Annotated in this window: 17 protein-coding genes and 1 pseudogene; 9 read left to right on the top strand and 9 right to left on the bottom strand. The window is 40.3% G+C overall.

All coding sequences use genetic code 11. The features are described 5' to 3' along the window. Positions 1–14: 14 nt before the first annotated feature. Together ATS74_RS01710 and ATS74_RS01705 are read right to left on the bottom strand one after the other, a co-directional pair. Positions 15–647, bottom strand: a complete 633-nt coding sequence (locus ATS74_RS01710) for a hypothetical protein (protein ID WP_058547209.1) — start codon at positions 645–647, stop codon at positions 15–17. Positions 648–721: 74 nt separating this feature from the next. After that, positions 722–1,201, bottom strand: coding sequence for a DUF2947 domain-containing protein (locus tag ATS74_RS01705; RefSeq protein ID WP_058547520.1), 480 nt, complete (start codon positions 1,199–1,201; stop codon positions 722–724). A gap of 60 nt (positions 1,202–1,261) precedes the next feature. Here ATS74_RS01705 and ATS74_RS01700 point away from each other — a divergent pair, with 60 nt between their 5' ends. The 4 genes from ATS74_RS01700 to ATS74_RS01685 all read left to right on the top strand — a co-directional run bounded on the left by ATS74_RS01700 (position 1,262) and on the right by ATS74_RS01685 (position 4,788). Beyond that, entirely contained in the window at positions 1,262–1,486 is a 225-nt protein-coding gene (locus tag ATS74_RS01700) for a DUF1653 domain-containing protein (protein ID WP_058547208.1), read from the top strand. A gap of 52 nt (positions 1,487–1,538) precedes the next feature. Then, positions 1,539–2,387 (top strand): AAA family ATPase, encoded by an 849-nt coding sequence (locus ATS74_RS01695; protein WP_058547207.1) that lies wholly within the window; start codon positions 1,539–1,541, stop codon positions 2,385–2,387. Position 2,388: 1 nt separating this feature from the next. Then, complete coding sequence (locus tag ATS74_RS01690) at positions 2,389–3,576, top strand: vWA domain-containing protein (RefSeq protein ID WP_058547206.1); 1,188 nt, start codon at positions 2,389–2,391, stop codon at positions 3,574–3,576. Between the two features lie 198 nt (positions 3,577–3,774). Beyond that, positions 3,775–4,788 carry a hypothetical protein gene (locus tag ATS74_RS01685; RefSeq protein WP_058547205.1) on the top strand — a complete coding sequence of 338 codons (1,014 nt, stop codon included), beginning with the start codon at positions 3,775–3,777 and terminating at the stop codon, positions 4,786–4,788. Between the two features lie 81 nt (positions 4,789–4,869). Here the strand turns inward: ATS74_RS01685 and ATS74_RS01680 are convergent. The 6 genes and pseudogenes from ATS74_RS01680 to tkt all read right to left on the bottom strand — a co-directional run bounded on the left by ATS74_RS01680 (position 4,870) and on the right by tkt (position 10,302). After that, positions 4,870–5,153, bottom strand: a pseudogene (locus tag ATS74_RS01680) (helix-turn-helix domain-containing protein). Positions 5,154–5,247: 94 nt separating this feature from the next. Further along, a complete protein-coding gene (locus ATS74_RS01675; RefSeq protein WP_058547204.1) occupies positions 5,248–5,703 on the bottom strand; it encodes a GNAT family N-acetyltransferase in 456 nt (151 codons plus the stop codon). Between the two features lie 71 nt (positions 5,704–5,774). Beyond that, a complete protein-coding gene (locus ATS74_RS01670; RefSeq protein WP_058547203.1) occupies positions 5,775–7,010 on the bottom strand; it encodes an NRAMP family divalent metal transporter in 1,236 nt (411 codons plus the stop codon). Between the two features lie 139 nt (positions 7,011–7,149). Then, the gene (gene hpf, locus ATS74_RS01665) at positions 7,150–7,506 is read right to left on the bottom strand and encodes a ribosome hibernation-promoting factor, HPF/YfiA family (RefSeq protein ID WP_058547202.1); all 357 of its coding nucleotides are present in this window, start codon (positions 7,504–7,506) and stop codon (positions 7,150–7,152) included. Positions 7,507–7,686: 180 nt separating this feature from the next. Next, on the bottom strand, positions 7,687–8,001 hold the full coding sequence (ppnP, locus tag ATS74_RS01660) for a pyrimidine/purine nucleoside phosphorylase (protein WP_058547201.1): 315 nt from the start codon (positions 7,999–8,001) through the stop codon (positions 7,687–7,689). Between the two features lie 309 nt (positions 8,002–8,310). Further along, a complete protein-coding gene (gene tkt / locus ATS74_RS01655) occupies positions 8,311–10,302 on the bottom strand; it encodes a transketolase (protein WP_058547200.1) in 1,992 nt (663 codons plus the stop codon). A 304-nt stretch (positions 10,303–10,606) separates the two neighbouring features. Between tkt and metK the strand changes: the two genes are divergently transcribed. The 5 genes from metK to serA all read left to right on the top strand — a co-directional run bounded on the left by metK (position 10,607) and on the right by serA (position 15,015). Next, on the top strand, positions 10,607–11,758 hold the full coding sequence (gene metK / locus ATS74_RS01650; RefSeq protein ID WP_002958976.1) for a methionine adenosyltransferase: 1,152 nt from the start codon (positions 10,607–10,609) through the stop codon (positions 11,756–11,758). Between the two features lie 169 nt (positions 11,759–11,927). Beyond that, positions 11,928–12,470, top strand: a complete 543-nt coding sequence (locus ATS74_RS01645) for a hypothetical protein (RefSeq protein WP_058547199.1) — start codon at positions 11,928–11,930, stop codon at positions 12,468–12,470. A gap of 18 nt (positions 12,471–12,488) precedes the next feature. Next, positions 12,489–13,085, top strand: coding sequence for a 5-formyltetrahydrofolate cyclo-ligase (locus tag ATS74_RS01640; RefSeq protein ID WP_058547198.1), 597 nt, complete (start codon positions 12,489–12,491; stop codon positions 13,083–13,085). A gap of 37 nt (positions 13,086–13,122) precedes the next feature. Continuing rightward, a complete protein-coding gene (rpiA, locus tag ATS74_RS01635; protein ID WP_058547197.1) occupies positions 13,123–13,776 on the top strand; it encodes a ribose-5-phosphate isomerase RpiA in 654 nt (217 codons plus the stop codon). 9 nt (positions 13,777–13,785) lie between these two features. Next, positions 13,786–15,015 carry a phosphoglycerate dehydrogenase gene (gene serA / locus ATS74_RS01630; RefSeq protein ID WP_058547196.1) on the top strand — a complete coding sequence of 410 codons (1,230 nt, stop codon included), beginning with the start codon at positions 13,786–13,788 and terminating at the stop codon, positions 15,013–15,015. 90 nt (positions 15,016–15,105) lie between these two features. Here the strand turns inward: serA and ATS74_RS01625 are convergent, their stop codons facing one another. Next, positions 15,106–16,038, bottom strand: a complete 933-nt coding sequence (locus tag ATS74_RS01625) for a hypothetical protein (RefSeq protein WP_058547195.1) — start codon at positions 16,036–16,038, stop codon at positions 15,106–15,108. Positions 16,039–16,091: the final 53 nt, after the last annotated feature.

The following is a 16,091-nucleotide window of genomic DNA, read 5'->3' as shown; positions in this document are numbered from 1 at the left end:
TAATTACTCGCAGTTCAAGCAAGTGGGCGTTTAATATTACGCCAGTTAATATTCCCTGCCAGTAGCATTTCTCTAAGCGATAAAACACGCGGAATACTGCGCTTTGAAAACTGCCATTGGTGGCCACAACATGCTGCTGTTAAACTTATTTTACTCGGTTTAATTAATTGCGCATTTTGATCTTCAAGGCTCTCGCCTAAAAAGCTAAACCAGCCTAACTCGTTACAATGTAATTTATTGCCTTGAAGCTCATCAATACTGTCTATTCTAAAACGTACTTGGTCGTAGCAATGCAATAATACAGGTACTACAAGCCCCACTTTGGCATACGATTTATAAAAAAGTTCATTTGCTTCAGTGTTCACTTCTGGCGGTGTAGGCTTTTGTTTTTCAAGCCACGAGCCATTTTGCGAATCAAGCTCAAAAGGCGTTTTGCTATTGGCAACCAAAGTAGCCGCTCGTTCAATATAATAAGGTAAACTTTTTAATTGCCTACGAAGTTTATCTGCGTCGGGCTCGGCGACTAAACGCTGAACCTCTCGCTGGTAAAACGCATTACACAACTGAGCATATAGCACTTTTTGTGCATCAGTTTGCCAAATTTCAACTTGCTGCTGAGCACCAAGTGACTGATTTTTCGCGACCAATAGCTGTACTCAAAAACAAATAGGTAGTTGTTTTATAGCACAGTACCGAATACTTTTTAAGCGCCCTTATTAATTTAAGCGCTTGGCTTTTCACCTAATTTTGCATTACCCGACTCTAAAAACTGCACAACCGTATTACGCTTTTTACCTAATAACAAACTGCCATCAGCTAAAAACATAAAGTTTTGCCAATTGCGTTTAAATACATCAAAGGTTGTTTCAATAATATTATTTCGCGCCATACAAAAATAAACGGTGGTATTAGCTTGCCAATCTAGGTGTTCTAAAATGGACTGTGGTAAATGCTCGTCTGAATTTTCCCACGCGTCTTCCCAGTTTACTTCTTCGCTAAAGCTCTCTTCTTTACCACACCAATCTGTTTTATCAAAAAAATCTGGGTGGTCATGTTCGCGGCTAACCATCGTTGCCCAAAGCACCGCGGCACGCTCTTCACTCATTGGTTTTATTCGCGCTGCGTCCTCGTCTGAAACGGGAATATCTTTATGGCGAAAAACCCACGCCTTTTTGTAATCATCTAGCAGAATATAATTCATAGTATTTGGTATATTGTTTGGCATAATAAAAGCAAGCCACATTATACAAGAGAACAGCAAATGACTACAGCACTAAAACCGGGTTTATACCAACACTACAAAGGTCCACAATACAAAGTTATTCAGGTTGCCACCCATAGCGAAACCGAGGAGCAACTTGTTATTTATCAAGCCTTGTATGGTGAGTATGGTATTTGGGCGCGCCCACTAAGTATGTTTTTAGAAACCGTCGAAAAAGGCGGCGAAACCATACCTCGTTTTGCTTACCTTGGACCTATAGATTAACTATGGCATTATAACTAAATAACTTACTGCTCAGACCAGACAAGGGTGCACCGTGCAATTTAACTCTACCGACAATTACATCGCAAGCAGCTCGCTAAAACAGGCTGTAAATGCCGCCATTATGCTCGAAAAACCATTATTAATTAAAGGTGAACCCGGCACGGGTAAAACCATGTTGGCTGAGGAGCTTGCAAAAAGTTTAGATACCGAGCTTATTCAATGGCACATTAAATCGACTACCAAAGCGCAGCAAGGTTTGTACGAATACGATGCCGTATCGCGCCTACGCGACAGCCAATTAGGTGACGAACGCGTCCACAATATTGGCAACTACATTGTTAAAGGTAAATTGTGGCAAGCATTTAACTATGCCGAGCTTAACGGTAAACGCCCTGTACTTTTAATTGATGAAATAGATAAAGCCGATATCGAGTTCCCAAACGATTTACTGCTTGAGCTTGATAAAATGGAGTTTCATGTTTACGAAACAGGTGAGCGCATTGTAGCCAAAGAGCGCCCTATTGTGATCATCACATCCAATAATGAAAAGGAATTGCCGGACGCATTTTTACGTCGCTGCTTTTTTCACTATATCGATTTTCCTAGTAGTGACGAAATGCAGCAAATTATTGACGTACACTACCCCAATGTTAAGCAAGATTTAGTACGCCAAGCGCTAGAAGTATTTTTTAACTTACGTGAAGCCAATAGCCTTAAAAAGAAGCCCTCCACCAGCGAATTACTCGATTGGTTAAAGCTTTTAATGGCAGAAGACATAGACGCTAAAACACTGCACGACAAAGCGCAAAAAGGCGGATTAATGCCAATGTTTGGCGCCTTACTTAAAAACGAGCAAGATATAAGCCTAATCGAAAAACTAGCCTTTATGAGCCGTCGCTAACATGTTAGTACAGTTTTTTTTCACGCTACGTAAATACCGTTTACCGGTAAGCCTGCGCGAATTACTCGATTTAATTAACGCCTTAAAAAAAGGCGTTATATTTGCCGACGTAGACGCCTTTTACCATTTAGCACGCACCATAATGGTAAAAGACGAAACCCACTTTGATCGATTCGACAAAGCCTTTAGCGATTACTTTAGCGGTATTGCCGACTTAGACCTGCTCGAGAGTTTAAAGCAACAGCACAACTTACCTGAAGATTGGCTACGTAAAGAGTTTGAAAAAAACCTAAGCGATGAAGAAAAAGCCCAACTTAAAGCTATGGGCGAGCTCGACGAGCTTATGAAAACCCTAAAAGAGCGTTTAGAAGAGCAACAAAAACGCCACGCAGGCGGCAATAAATGGGTGGGCACTGGCGGCACATCACCTTTTGGCGCTTATGGTTATAACCCTGAGGGCGTGCGCATTGGTCAAGATGGCAACCGTAACCGCCAAGCGGTAAAAGTGTGGGATAAACGAGAATACAAAAACCTCGACACCGACAGAGAAATTGGCTCGCGTACTATTAAACTCGCCCTTAAAAAGTTACGTAAGTTTGCCCGCACTGGCGCAAGCGACACACTGGATTTAAACGAAACTATTCGCGCTACTGCAAAACAAGGCGGCATGCTGGACGTAAAAATGGCACCCGAGCGCCACAATGCAGTAAAAGTATTGATGCTGTTTGATATTGGTGGCTCAATGGATGACTACATTCATACCTGCGAAGAGTTATTTAGCGCCGCCCAAAGCGAATTTAAACACCTAGAGTTTTACTACTTTCATAACTGTTTATACGAGCACGTTTGGCAAGATAACGCGCGCCGCCATTCAAACGTGATTGGCACCATGACGCTGATTAATAAATTCACCAGCGACTACAAAGTAATATTTGTCGGTGACGCCACTATGGGCCCATACGAAATAGCCTACCCCGGCGGCTCGGTAGAACACTACAACGAAGAGCCCGGCAGTGCATGGTTATCACGAATCACCAACCACTTTGATAAAGTCGCCTGGCTCAACCCACAACCGGTTGAACACTGGCCGTACTATCAATCAATTGGCTTTATAAAAGAGCTAATGAACAATCGCATGTATGCGCTGAGTTTAGATGGGATAAGTAGAGCGATAAAAGAGCTGAGTTAGATGTAAATTAACGACAGTTCAGTTCCAGTAGCGGACCCTCAAGGCGTTTATCTGAAACTCTGTTGGGTGGCGCCTTCGGCTTAACCAACCTACCTTTTGACGTAGGTCGGATAAGTGGCAAAGCCGCGCCATCCGACAAAAATGATGAATTTACTAGAAACAATCCGACTTACCGCGTTAATAATAAAGTGATTTGACATGATAGAACCTACCATTTGCGATCTTAAATTTCGAAAGCTCTATAAAGATTTATTAAAGAAGAACTCACTAAATGACTTTGAAAAGACATCTTCGATAATTAAGTCAATTTACTCTCATGCTAAATTGGAAAAAATTACAGTAGGAAGGTTTTTAGGTATTAAAGGATATAAAGTTACTATAGGAAAAAGAACAGCTTTTTTCCCTGTTAGTAAATCAAGAGCTCTTAAAAATAATAAACTTAATGGGTTGATATTTTTTAGAAATGAATTTTATAAAATTGGTATGGTTCTGCCAACTTTAATCTCTAATGGTGATCAAGAAATGCTTTTAAAGACATTATCTGAAAACCAAGATAACAATATAAATGAAAAAATAATTGCCGATTTTTTCAAAAGTACTTTAGGGTTACCTGAACTTTTAACAAGCACATACTCAACCAACAAACATATTTCTAAGTACATTGAAATATTAGGAGAGTCGCTAAAAGCTTACCACTTAGGATTATTTAAAGTTGCAGTAATTTCATTATTACCATGTATAGAGGGTATAATTAGGGATCTTGGCGTAAAGGCTTCATCTGTTTCTTCCAAAGAGTTAATGGAAAATCTCATCAAGCTCCAGCGCTACTATATTAAGCACTATATCTTTAATTCTTGTGATTATGTCCCTCAAGATTTCCTAGATATAAAGTTGCATGACACTTATGATGAAAGCATCCAAGTAATTGAATCTTTAAAGTGGTTTTTAGAAAAATCTTTATACCAACATACTAATACATTTAATGAATCTCATAGCCTAAATAGGCATTCAATACTGCATGCCCTAAAACCTGAAAGTAACTACGGTACAGAAAGTAATTTTTTTAGATTGATTAATATATTAAACTCATTATATTTTTGCTCAGTTTTTAGCGGTGAGAATGGAAGCTTATTTCATCCCTCCCATACAGCACAATCAGAAAAGTTGGAATCAAAATATTTACGCTATTCAAGTTTCAAACATTTAATATGATGGGGTCGCGTCTCTTTTTATGATTCATAATAAATCAAACTTGCCTAAGTGTCGTATTTACTTGAATGAGATTCATAATCTCTATAACTCCGCTATATGATTTTGCGTCTCAGGTTGACGCTGCACAAGCTTTAACAATGTTATCGCTTGCCCATTTGGTGCGCTGCGTCCTTATTCCCAATTTTCGAGCGTTCTTGCTGATGTATGCTGAATATTTCTCGAATATTTACTATTTCATCAGGGGAGATAACAAGATCGTTAATATCATTTACTGAATGAGTACCTAACGTTAGCTTTCCTTGTGAATGCGCTTTAGCGTCCACAAGTGCTGTCGTTAATTCTGAAAATAAATCACGTTTGCTCATTGCGTCATACCTCTAAAAACTCTTTTAATTGCTTTTTATGATCTGCTTTTGAACATGACTTTTCGTTTCGCTATAAATAATGAGCGCATACAACTTAAAGCACTTTACTCATAAACAAACTATACGGATCTAGCTCATAATCATCAAACGGTTCGCATTCTTTAAAACCAAATTGAGTGTAAAGCTTTTGTGCGGGTAAAAACGCCTCTGCAGTGCCGGTTTCTAAGCTAAGTTTTTTATACCCTCGCAGTGTTGCTTGCTCAATAATATGCGTGAGTAACTTAGCCGCTATGCCTTGGCGTAAATAGCTACTTGAGGTGCGCATTGATTTAATTTCGCCATGCGTTGTATTTAGCGCTTTTAATGCGCCAACACCCGCTAAATTATTATCAATCCATAAGCTATAAAAGGTTATGTCGGGCTGGCTGAGTTTAGTTACATCAAGTGCATGTACGCTCTCTATGGGGGAGTGTTTTAGCATATCGTTATGATGCGCTTGTAGTAGCTTTATAACGTGAGGGTTTGAAAGCTCGCCTGTTCTAATATCCATTTATGCCTCGTTTAATCCTAAAATTTTATATTTTAGGGCTTTAATTAAAACCCTAAAGTAAGTGGCTATATTTAGGTTGCTAGCTTCCACACCACAAACGCAACAGCAAAACCAACTAAATACACTAAGCCTAACCACGTTAAGCTACGCAGTAATACGCTGTGCTTAATAGCTGGCTCTGATCGCACAAGGCTAAAGTTAAGCCATGCAAAAACGGGAGTGGTTACAAAAGCAAGTGTCATGGCAAAAGTAAGCATTGGACCAAGGGCCGATTTAAAAAATAAAATAACGGCCATACCGGCAAAGGCTTGCAGTACTAACCAAATATTTAAACTGTGTTTAGATTGCTTAAAACCAAGTAATTTATGTGACTCGTTAAGTGTACGTGCGTAGCCATCAAGCACGGTGAGTGTAGTGCCAAACATACATAAAAAAGCAATGGCTGATACAAGCGGCCTTGCCCACTCGCCAATAGTCAGTGCGTACATATCAATAAGCTGTTTAGCAAAGGCAACACCGCCAAGCTCAATACTGCTGCTTTGCCCGTATTGCACCAGCACACCTAAGCTAAAAAATACCAATGCTAAGCAGGCTGTTAGCCAATAGCCTACGTTAAAATCAAACAAACCTTGGCTTTTAGTAACTGCTTGCTGAGTTTGTTTTTCTTTAAGCCACAGCGAACTAAGGGCTGATATTTCTATGGGTGCTGGCATCCAACCCATTAACGCGACCATAAAGCTGAGCATAGCAAGTTCGTACGGTGACGGGCCAACATAGTCAGCTGGCGCCATTGGGCCATTACTAAACGCAATAACCAGCGCAATAACAGTAGCCAGTGTTAATAACCCCATTATGCCTTTGGCAACGCTGTCGAGCGCTTTAAAGTGCCCTAACAATAATATGGCTAAACACACACCGAGCAATATCCAACACAGTAGCGTTACTTCTATCACTATTGGCAGCGCATAATGCAGTAAACTTGCTGTGAGCAGTAATACACCTGCGGTATTTACTATGGCGGCAAGTATGTTTAGGCCTATAAAACTATAAAAATAAACAGGGCCTTTATTTTTATAACCTTCTACTAAACTGTTTTTAGTCGCTAGAGTGTATTCCATACCAAAACGAAAAAAAGGATATTTTAATACGTTAACAACCAATATTAACCAAAATAGTTGCCAACCAAATAATGCACCTGCTTGAGTTGATGCTACTAAGTGAGATCCGCCAATCGCGGCGGTGGCCATTAAAATGCCTGGGCCAAGGGCACCTAAACGAGATTTCCATGTTGCTTGTGTTTGCTGCATTAATTTCTCAAAATATGTGTGTTGTGCGCTCTTTTTACTAATTTATTTAATTAATAAACTGCAAGAGCGCATAACTTACCTAATTTACAGGCAATAAAAAAGAGCCCTTAGGCTCTTTTTAATAACACAAACAAAACTTTTACTTAAGTTCCATCTCTTGGATGATTTCGTGTGCAATTTCAGGCGTTGTACTTACAGGCTTTTCGTGTAGGTTTGCTTTTATTTGCCCTTTTCGATGTTTTAGTGCCGCATCGAGTTTTTTAGCTGCGCTTGCAATAGCTGGGTACATAACTTCGTTTTCCCCTTTTACCGATATACGCGCACCTTCGTAATTAGTGCTAATTTCTGCTTGGATCTTATGATGTTCTTTAGACAAAATAATATCGAGTGCAATAAGTGATGGGAAATGGCTCTCGATTTTTGAAAACTTTTCGTTGATATGCTCTCTAATAGAGTCAGTAACGTCAACATGGTGACCAGAAAGATTAATTTTCATAGGGTATCCTTTTATTTGTTACCTCATAAATAGTATTGGGGGCTATTTAGATTAACACAAGGAAAAAGGTGAGATATTTGAGGTTTATTTACTAGTTTTGCTGATTTAAATCATGGGTTGTGCAAAGTTTATGCAAAGCCCATTAACCATGGGCTTTCAGACGTCTAGCAGTACTAGCTATTAATCTGTGTACGAGCAACAGTAGTCGGCAAAATCTACCACTTTTACTTTAAAGCTTACGTTAGCATCTACGTTAAACGATTCGCCCGCGTTAAATGTTTTCCACTCACTCTCGCCTGGTAATAAAATATCCCACTGACCACCTAAAAGCTCCATGAGTTCTTTTTTGCTTGTATCAAATACAAATTCACCTGGCTGCATAAAACCTAATGTTTTAGTTGTTCCATCGCTAAGCACAACCGTACGGCTCGATACTTTTCCGTCAAAATACACGTTAGCTTTTTTAATTACACTTACATTATCAAACTGAGACATTTTAGCTCCTGCTATTAATTTAAGATTTTTGTTTATAAATTTTATCGCACTACCTTGCCTGATAGAAAAATGCCTTGCAAGGAAAGTACATTGAAAGTTACTCACTTGCGGTTTTAAAACTGTGTTTTTAGATATTAATAGCTGCGCTTTTTACGTGGCAGGCTTTTTATTTATAGAAAAAGGTTGAATGTGTATTTCTTGGGTAAACACCAAGCTTGCATACATTTAAAAGCAATGTTTTATATTAGCTCCAACAAAAAAGCCCGCTCTGTTTTCACAGGGCGGGCTTTTAAATATTAAAACTAACGGTTAAAACAACGCGTTTGCTTTGCTTACAATGTTTTCTACAGTAAAGCCAAAGTGCTCAAACAGCTCGCCAGCAGGGGCAGACTCACCAAAGGTAGTCATACCTACTACAGCGCCGTTTAGGCCTACGTACTTGTACCAGTAGTCAGCAATACCTGCTTCTACTGCTACGCGGCGTGTAACTGATGCCGGTAATACACTTTCTTTGTACTGTGCAGATTGATCTTCAAAGGCATCTGTACACGGCATAGATACAACTCGTACCTTTTTACCTTGGCTGCGTAGCTCTGTTGCTGAATCTTGTGCTAACTGAACTTCAGAACCCGTTGCAATAATAATTAGCTCCGGATTACCGTCACAGCTAAGGATGTAACCACCCTTTTTAACATCGCTTAATTGCTGTGCGTCACGCGATTGCTGCTCAAGGCCTTGGCGAGTAAAGATTAGCGATGTAGGGCCGTCTTTACGTTCAATAGCTTGTTGCCATGCAATTGCCGACTCAACTTGGTCACACGGGCGCCAGTTGTATAGATTAGGCGTTAAACGCATGCTTGCAATTTGCTCTACCGGTTGGTGAGTTGGACCATCTTCACCTAGGCCGATTGAATCGTGCGTGTATACAAAAATGCTTGGTTGCTTCATTAGTGCAGCCATACGTACCGCATTTTTTGCATATTCAACAAACATTAAAAACGTAGCACCGTAAGGAATAAAGCCTTTATGAAGGGCAATACCATTCATAATGGCCGACATACCAAACTCACGTACACCGTAGTAAATGTAGTTACCGCTTGCATCGTCGTGTGTTAAGCCTTTAGATCCATCCCAAATTGTTAAGTTTGAGCCTGCTAAATCGGCTGAGCCACCCATGAATTCTGGTAATAACGGACCAAATGCGTTTAGTGCATTTTGTGACGCTTTACGAGATGCAGGATTTGCTGGGTTTGCTTGTAGTTGCTCAATGTATTCTTGAGATTTTGCAGCCCAGTCGCCCGGAAGTTCGTTATTAATACGGCGCTTGTATTCTACTGCAAGCTCTGGGTATGCTTTTGCGTATGCTGCAAATTTTTCATCCCAGCTTGATTCTTGCTGCTGGCCTTTTTCTTTGCTATCCCACTGTGCGTAAATATCAGCAGGAATTTCGAATGCATCGCCAGTCCAACCTAAAAATTCGCGAGACGCTTTAATTTCGTCATCACCTAGTGGAGCACCGTGACAGTCGTGGCTACCTGATTTATTAGGCGAACCGTAACCAATCACTGTTTTACAACAAATTAGTGATGGTTTGTCGGTAACACTTTTAGCCTCTGCTATTGCAGCACTAACAGCATCGCTGTCGTGGCCATCAACGCCACTTATTACATGCCAACCGTATGCTTTAAAGCGAGCCGGCGTATCATCTGTAAACCAACCTTCTACTTCACCATCGATTGAAATGCCGTTGTCATCCCAAAACGCAACAAGTTTACCTAGGCCTAATGTGCCAGCAAGTGAACCCGCTTCATGAGAAATACCTTCCATTAGGCAACCGTCGCCTAAAAATGCATAGGTAAAATGATCAACAATATCGTAACCTTCGCGGTTAAATTGTGCAGCAAGTGCTTTTTCAGCAATCGCCATACCTACCGCATTTGTGATCCCTTGACCTAGTGGACCCGTAGTAGTTTCGATTCCTGGTGCATAACCGTACTCAGGGTGACCTGGCGTTTTAGAATGCATTTGACGGAAGTTTTTAATTTCGTCCAGTGGTAAGTCGTAACCAGTTAGGTGCAATAGAGAATAGATAAGCATTGAACCGTGGCCGTTTGAAAGAATAAATCTGTCACGGTCAGCCCACTCTGGATTAGTTGGATTATGATTTAGATAATCGCGCCATAATACTTCAGCGATATCGGCCATGCCCATAGGGGCTCCAGGGTGACCAGATTTGGCCTTTTGTACTGCGTCCATTGACAAGACGCGAATAGCATTTGCAAGTTCTTTGCGAGATGGCATGAATTCTCCTACCTTTATGTGTATTTGCGCGGGTATTTATGTGTTCATTAATGCTCTTAAATATCTTAAGAGCTGTTATGGCAACCATTCTTACTTATTGTGGGTGCAGTGTGCAATTAAAAACCCCATAAAAAAGGGGCATTATGAATATTTTTTAAGACCGAAAAGTTATTACTCATTTTATTTAGACGTCTAGGCGTAAAAACACTATGCAAGCAGTTTTGTTTTAGATAAAATACGCCCCTTAATTTTTTAGCGCTAATACCGACGTTTGTGAAGCGCAATATTTGTGAGCAGAAATACAATGGCAAAACATTTATTTACTTCTGAATCTGTTTCTGAAGGTCATCCGGATAAAATCGCCGATCAAATCTCTGATGCGGTACTTGATGCTATCCTAGAGCAAGACTCTCATGCCCGTGTTGCGTGCGAAACTTACGTAAAAACCGGTATGGTTATGGTTGGTGGTGAAATCACTACTAGCGCATGGGTTGATATTGAAGAAATTACACGTAAAACAGTACGTGAAATTGGCTACACACACTCAGACATGGGTTTCGATGCAGACTCGTGTGCAATTTTAAACACTATTGGTAAACAGTCTCCTGATATTAACCAAGGTGTTGACCGTACTAGCCCAGAAGAACAAGGCGCAGGCGATCAAGGCTTAATGTTTGGTTACGCATGTAACGAAACAGAAGTACTCATGCCAGCTCCAATTACTTACTCACACCGTTTAGTACAGCGCCAAGCGCAAGTACGTAAAAGCGGTGAGCTTAACTGGTTACGCCCAGATGCAAAATCTCAAGTTACATTTGCATACGAAAACGGTAAGCCAGTAGGTATTGATGCTGTAGTACTTTCTACTCAGCACAGCGAAGACATTTCACAAAAAGATTTAGTAGAAGCGGTGATGGAAACTATCATCAAGCCGGTACTTCCTGCAGAGCTTATTACAAGCGCGACTAAATTTTTCATTAACCCAACAGGTCGTTTTGTAATTGGCGGACCAATGGGCGATTGTGGTTTAACAGGTCGTAAAATCATTGTTGATACATACGGTGGTATGGCGCGTCATGGTGGTGGTGCTTTCTCTGGTAAAGATCCATCAAAAGTTGACCGCTCAGCTGCATACGCTGCACGTTACGTTGCTAAAAACGTAGTAGCTGCAGGTCTTGCTGATAAGTGTGAGTTACAAGTATCTTACGCAATCGGTGTTGCAGAGCCTACCTCTATCAGCGTTGAAACATTTGGTACAAGCAAGCTAGAAGAAAGCCGTTTAATCGAGCTTATTCGTGAACACTTTGACCTACGCCCTTACGGCTTAATTCAAATGCTTGATTTAGAGCGCCCTATCTACCTTCCTACAGCGGCTTACGGCCACTTTGGTCGCGACGAATTCCCTTGGGAACGTACAGATAAAGCAGACGCACTTCGCGCAGCTGCTGGCCTTTAAGCCAACACAGTACAAAAATATAAACGGCCCTTTTTAGGGCCGTTTTTATATCTAACGTTTAACTATATTGTTTATAGAGCGTCTGCAAAATAACAATAAAATCAATCTCGAACTCTTTTGCACTTTAGGTATATACTCACTTTATTATAAAAGCTTTAGGGATAGTTTAATGGCCGACAACTTTCGCGTTATATTTGTAGAACTTGCACAAGGTGTTGATAGCAAAACAGCGTGCGTAAATTTAGCAACTAAACTAAAAACGTCAGAAGAAAAAGTGGCTCTTTTTTTAAAGGGCAAACCATTATTTGCGCCAAGTAATAAAGATAAAGCGCTAAAACAAGCCAAGCTCTTAGCGAGCCTCGGCATTAAAAGTAAACTACAAGCAAGTACATCGCCAACGCCCTCTCAACAAATGCCAAGCAGCCAGCGCGATGAAAGAATTTTTGATGCACTAGATTACATTACGAGTAGCTTAATTCGCTTAGAAGAAAAACTTGAAGAGCTAGAGCAACGTCTTCCTGAAGCCCAATTAAAAGCACCTGATGAAAGTACAGATGAATGGCAAGACGACGACTTAATGCTTGATGAAGAGCTAATAACAACACCAGCAAAGCGTAGTAATTTGTTTCTATATATATTAATAGCTACCGTCGTTATTTTGCTGATTTTGCTTGCTGTTTATTTAGGTTTTCCAAATTTATTTTCTTTTTAGGTGCGGTTAAATAGTTAAATGAGCAATAAACGAGCACAAATAAGAACTCAAATACGTAAAATACGTAATAGCTTGCCAAAAAGTCAGCAATCGATCGCGGCCCAATCGTTAAAAGTGAATTTTACTCAACACCTAAAAAGCAAAAAAACACCTAACAAGAAGCATATTGCCATTTATTTCAGTAATGATGGCGAGCTAGATACCTCTTTGTTAATTAATGAATTATGGCAACAAAACCACACACTTTACCTTCCTGTAATTCACCCATTTAATGGCGCTACATTGCTATTTCAGCGCTATGAAAAAAACTCACCCATGAAGGCAAATCGCTATGGTATCTTGGAGCCTAAGCTGAACTGCTCTCAAATATGCCCATTAACTGATTTAGATTACTTACTTATGCCATTAGTTGCATTTGATAACCAAGGTAACCGGTTAGGAATGGGAGGTGGGTTTTACGATAAAACACTGGCACAACTTCACCAAGGCAATTGGCAAAAACCGCAACTTATTGGCTTAGCACATAGCTGTCAAAAAGTAGACGCACTGCCTATTGAATCGTGGGATGTACCACTTAAAACTATTATTACTCCTGATAAAATTTATCAATGGTAATAAGCACTCACTACACATTTGATATATGAGCATGACAATGACGCAAGACGAATTAAAAAAAGCAGCAGCATGGGCTGCACTCGAGTTTGTTAAAGAAAACACTATTGTTGGTGTTGGTACAGGCTCTACCGTAAATCATTTTATTGATGCCCTTGGTACAGTAAAAGACACCATAACGGGTGCAGTATCAAGCTCTGAAGCTTCAACAGCGCGCCTAGAAGCGCTAGGTATTGAAGTGTTTGAGCTAAATAACATTGATGTACTTGATGTATACGTAGATGGTGCAGATGAAATTAACGCCCAAAATGAAATGATCAAAGGCGGCGGTGCAGCACTTACCCGTGAAAAAATTGTAGCAGCGGTAGCAAAACAGTTTGTGTGTATTGTTGATGACACAAAACTAATAGATACATTGGGCGACTTCCCGCTTCCGGTAGAAGTTATACCAATGGCACGCAGCTACGTTGCACGTGAATTATTAAAACTTGGTGGTGACCCTGTGTACCGCCAAGGCGTAGTAACAGATAACGGTAACGTTATTTTAGATGTACACAATTTAAGTATTAGTAATGCCAAACAACTTGAAACACAGATTAATTCAATTGTTGGCGTAGTTACCAACGGCCTATTTGCAATGCGCGGCGCTGATAAAGTAATTATCGGCACTAAAAATGGGCCTCAAATTAAATAGGATGAGGTTATGAGTAAGGTATCGTTAGCAAAAGACAAAATTAAAATTCTCTTGCTTGAAGGTGTTCACCAAAGCGCAGTAGAAACGCTTAAACGTAATGGTTACAGCAACATCGACTACGTAAAAACATCCTTACCTGAGGACGAGCTTAAAGAGCGCATTAAAGATGTGCACTTTGTAGGACTTCGTTCTCGTACTCATATTAACCAAGCTGTATTAGAGTCGGCTGAAAAGTTAGTAGCCATTGGTTGTTTTTGTATTGGTACAAACCAAGTAGATTTAAGCGCAGCACGTGAGCGTGGTATTGCGGTATTTAATGCCCCGTTTTCAAACACTCGCTCTGTAGCAGAGCTTGTACTTGGCGAAATACTATTGCTATTACGTGGTATTCCAGAGCGTAATGCAGCAGCGCACCGTGGCGGCTGGTTAAAAACAGCAACCGGCTCATTTGAAGCCCGTGGTAAAACGCTCGGTATTATTGGTTACGGCCACATTGGTACGCAACTAGGTATTATGGCTGAAAACATAGGTATGAACGTAGAGTATTATGATATCGAAGATAAACTATCTTTAGGTAACGCAACGCAAGTACATAACCTAACGCAGCTTTTGCAACGTGCTGATATTATTAGCTTACACGTTCCAGAAACACCGCAAACTAAAAACCTGATTGGCACTGCTGAACTTGCAGTAATGAAGCAAGGCTCTATTTTAATCAACGCTTCACGCGGTACTGTGGTAGATATTGATGCACTAGCAGAAGCACTTAGCGAGAAAAAACTAAGCGGCGCTGCTATTGATGTATTCCCCGTTGAACCAAAATCTAACGAAGAAGAATTTGTATCGCCGCTGCGTGAATTCGACAACGTTATTCTAACGCCGCACATTGGTGGTTCAACTCAAGAAGCGCAAGAAAACATTGGTATTGAAGTAGCCGGTAAATTAGCTAAATACTCAGATAATGGCTCAACAATTACGGCTGTTAACTTCCCTGAAGTATCACTACCAGAGCTTGCTAATCGTAGCCGTTTATTACACGTGCACCACAACCGCCCAGGTGTATTAACGCAAATTAACCAAGCGTTTGCCCAGCACGGTATTAACATTGCCGCTCAGTACTTACAAACTGATGAATCAATTGGTTATGTAGTTATTGACGTAGATACAGATCAATCAGAAGTTGCACTTAAAGAGCTAAGCGCAGTAGAAGGTACAATTAGAGCGCGTATTCTTCACTAAAATAGCTATCAGCTGAAATAATAAAAGCCGTACTTGATTAATCAAGTACGGCTTTTTTGCATTAAGCTGACAATGTATAGCTTATCGCTATTATTCGCCTTTAACTTCTAAGTTAATAAATTTAACTAGCTCTTCTGGCTGGCCAGCTAACATCATTATTTGCTGGTTTACTTCCATCATGGTTTTACCTTCAGGCAATTTTGCCGATACGCTTAAAGAGTTTAAGCCTTTGGCAAAATCAGTTAACGATTGTGCAATTTCTTCAGTTACGGGAGCTTGCTGTAATTGTTGCTGAAGCGTCATTTGCATTTGCTCAAGCGTCATACCTTGTTTTTCAAGCTCACTCACAAACAGCTCTTTTAATTTGCCTTGGTTATTAAGTACTAAATTAATATTACGAGGCTCAAGCTTGCTCATAGCTTGCATCACTAAGGTTTGCTGTTGTAACTCTTGCTCGTAAGTAAGTGGCGTGTCACCTGCTTCTTGTTGCGCTTTGCTTATAGCAAGGGATGCGTCCATTAATGCTTTAGAATTGGCAAGGCCTACATCCATATTAAAACTAACAATATCTTTTGCATCGAGCTTTAAAACAACATCGCTATCGCCAGATTGCTCATCGTAATCAAGCGATGAGCTTAAGTCGTAACTTGCTGAGGCGAGCATTTCGTTTGTATCAGCTGGCAGTTTTGCTACAAAGTCTTTATCGAACTGAAAGCTTTTAACTTCAAACGATGTATGTGGCGATATTTTATCGGTTTCGTAACCAGTTACTTCTATACTTTGAATATGCGCTACATTTTCGCCCTCTGGGCCAATTACTTCCATGTTAGTGATTTCAACACTTTGAGAAATAACACTTGCCGATAAACCCGCATATTTAAATGTCGCGCCGGTTTGATCGCTCACTAAAGCAAGTTGCTTATCTACTTCAGTACGTACTTCTTGAGTCGCTACATAGTTTGCGTAGCTAATGCCACCAACACCTGCTGCAACAATGGCTATGGCTATTACGAGTTTTTTCATGTTATTTCCTTATTCTGTTCTTTGTATAAACTGTGTTGGCTCAAGAGTAACAT

Origin of the sequence: Pseudoalteromonas sp. H103 (genome assembly GCF_001469205.1) — a bacterium.
In the GTDB taxonomy this organism is placed as follows: domain Bacteria; phylum Pseudomonadota; class Gammaproteobacteria; order Enterobacterales; family Alteromonadaceae; genus Pseudoalteromonas; species Pseudoalteromonas carrageenovora.
Note: the sequence above shows the minus strand (reverse complement) of the source record. Positions and strands in the feature narration are given on the sequence as shown.

Bases quoted from the DNA above. Each gene is read 5' to 3' on its own strand.
- ATS74_RS01705 (WP_058547520.1), bottom strand. From the start codon at position 1,201: ATGAATTATATTCTGCTAGATGATTACAAAAAGGCGTGGGTTTTTCGC.
- ATS74_RS01625 (WP_058547195.1), bottom strand. From the start codon at position 16,038: ATGAAAAAACTCGTAATAGCCATAGCCATTGTTGCAGCAGGTGTTGGT.
- ATS74_RS01690 (WP_058547206.1), top strand. From the start codon at position 2,389: ATGTTAGTACAGTTTTTTTTCACGCTACGTAAATACCGTTTACCGGTA.
- ATS74_RS01675 (WP_058547204.1), bottom strand. From the start codon at position 5,703: ATGGATATTAGAACAGGCGAGCTTTCAAACCCTCACGTTATAAAGCTA.
- ATS74_RS01645 (WP_058547199.1), top strand. From the start codon at position 11,928: ATGGCCGACAACTTTCGCGTTATATTTGTAGAACTTGCACAAGGTGTT.
- ppnP (WP_058547201.1), bottom strand. From the start codon at position 8,001: ATGTCTCAGTTTGATAATGTAAGTGTAATTAAAAAAGCTAACGTGTAT.
- serA (WP_058547196.1), top strand. From the start codon at position 13,786: ATGAGTAAGGTATCGTTAGCAAAAGACAAAATTAAAATTCTCTTGCTT.
- ATS74_RS01700 (WP_058547208.1), top strand. From the start codon at position 1,262: ATGACTACAGCACTAAAACCGGGTTTATACCAACACTACAAAGGTCCA.
- ATS74_RS01670 (WP_058547203.1), bottom strand. From the start codon at position 7,010: ATGCAGCAAACACAAGCAACATGGAAATCTCGTTTAGGTGCCCTTGGC.
- ATS74_RS01685 (WP_058547205.1), top strand. From the start codon at position 3,775: ATGATAGAACCTACCATTTGCGATCTTAAATTTCGAAAGCTCTATAAA.
- tkt (WP_058547200.1), bottom strand. From the start codon at position 10,302: ATGCCATCTCGCAAAGAACTTGCAAATGCTATTCGCGTCTTGTCAATG.
- hpf (WP_058547202.1), bottom strand. From the start codon at position 7,506: ATGAAAATTAATCTTTCTGGTCACCATGTTGACGTTACTGACTCTATT.
- metK (WP_002958976.1), top strand. From the start codon at position 10,607: ATGGCAAAACATTTATTTACTTCTGAATCTGTTTCTGAAGGTCATCCG.
- rpiA (WP_058547197.1), top strand. From the start codon at position 13,123: ATGACGCAAGACGAATTAAAAAAAGCAGCAGCATGGGCTGCACTCGAG.
- ATS74_RS01640 (WP_058547198.1), top strand. From the start codon at position 12,489: ATGAGCAATAAACGAGCACAAATAAGAACTCAAATACGTAAAATACGT.